The following is a 1,522-nucleotide window of genomic DNA, read 5'->3' as shown; positions in this document are numbered from 1 at the left end:
CCCATTTTTCGAGAGACGTTTGACCGCTGCGACTCGCTTCTCAAACCCATACTAGGCGAATCAATATCCAGCGTTTTGTTCGAGCAAAAGTCTGATTCAATACACCAGACCCGTCTCGCCCAGCCTGCTCTATTTGCTCTAGAATATAGTTTACTGACATTATTTGATGCTCTTGGAATCAGGCCGACAGCAATGATCGGCCACAGTTTGGGAGAGGTTGTGGCTGCATGTTGGGCTGGTGTATTTAGCTTAGAAGACGGAACTCAAGTTAGTAGCGCACCGCGGACGCTTGATGCAGCAGCTTCCGGCTAATGGTGCCATGACGGCAGTTTTCGCCGAAAGCGACATAGTCGAGCCGCTCATCCAGCGCTATCCCGATCTTGCTATTGCTGGGCTGAATGCTCCAGGAGAAACCGTAATCTCCGGCTCCCGAGGTGCGATGCGACTGATTTTGGAAACCCTGGCGAAGAGAGCAATCCGAGCGATTCCGTTAAAAGTCTCTCATGCATTCCACTCTCCGCTGATGCTCCCCATGATCGAGGAATTCCGATCTATTTTAAATGAAATTGAGTTCCATGCACCCGAGATCACAGTTCTGAGTAACCTGACGGGTGAGCCAGTCTCCTCAAATTCGATCATCCAACCGGAGTATTGGCTGCAGCACGTGTTGAACCCGGTTCGATTCGCGGACTCGGTTCGGTTCTGTCAGGAATCAGGATACCAAACCTTTCTTGAAATAGGGCCCAAACCCATCCTGACCGGTCTGGCGAAAAAGACCTGGGGTGATCACCCCGCCCATTGGATGCAGGCCCTCAGTCCGTACGGTGGTCCATTAGAGGACTTCTCAAAAACCCTAGGAACTTTGTTTGAACAAGGGCATGCGATCCACTGGTCCAAATTGGCCAATGTCCGTGTAACGCCTGGCACACCATTACCCAACTACCCGTTCCAAAGACAGCGCCACTGGGTTACTACCACACCAAAAGCCTCGGAAATTCCGACCTCCCAGAACCAACATCCGATACTCGGTGCAGAATTCCCCGGACAAGGAGACCAGCCTGATGATAAGGTCTGGATCAAGCGAATCAACGCGGGGGCGTTTGACGGCTATGCCACTCAGGGAAGGGAAACTATTCCGCCGAGTTGGTTTGTTGAAGCGGCCCATGCCGCATGGAAATCTAAACATGAAACCGCTTGCGTGTGTGATAACGTGGAATTCTCACCACCGAGTATTTCCAATGATTCGCTTGAACTGCAAACAACCTTGCGAATCAGGCTTGATGGCCAATGCACCGTCAAATTTTTCTCTCGCTCCACCCCCGATGACATATGGCAGTCCGCGGCTGCAATAGACATTGCTCCCGCGTCGACAACGAGCTCCTCCGCACTGCCAAAACAAGCGATGAACTTTGGTATCATGTTCTTCAACGGGACCGAATCTGAGACACCCGAAGACAATTATCGCCTGGTCTTGGAATCGACACGCTTTGCGGATCGGAACGGCTTCAATAGCGTATGGGTG

General features: G+C 51.7%; 1 protein-coding gene and 1 pseudogene. Both read left to right on the top strand.

Annotation, left to right across the window (positions count from 1 at the left end):
* A partial coding sequence (locus HRU10_15375) for an acyltransferase domain-containing protein (GenBank protein ID NRA28613.1) occupies positions 1–312 on the top strand: 312 nt, incomplete at its 5' end.
* A pseudogene (locus HRU10_15370) lies at positions 263–1,522 on the top strand (acyltransferase domain-containing protein). The gene HRU10_15375 and the pseudogene HRU10_15370, both read left to right, overlap by 50 nt.

Source organism: Opitutales bacterium (assembly GCA_013215165.1).
Lineage (GTDB): Bacteria > Verrucomicrobiota > Verrucomicrobiia > Opitutales > JABSRG01 > JABSRG01.
This window is presented reverse-complemented; position numbering and strand designations above follow the sequence as displayed.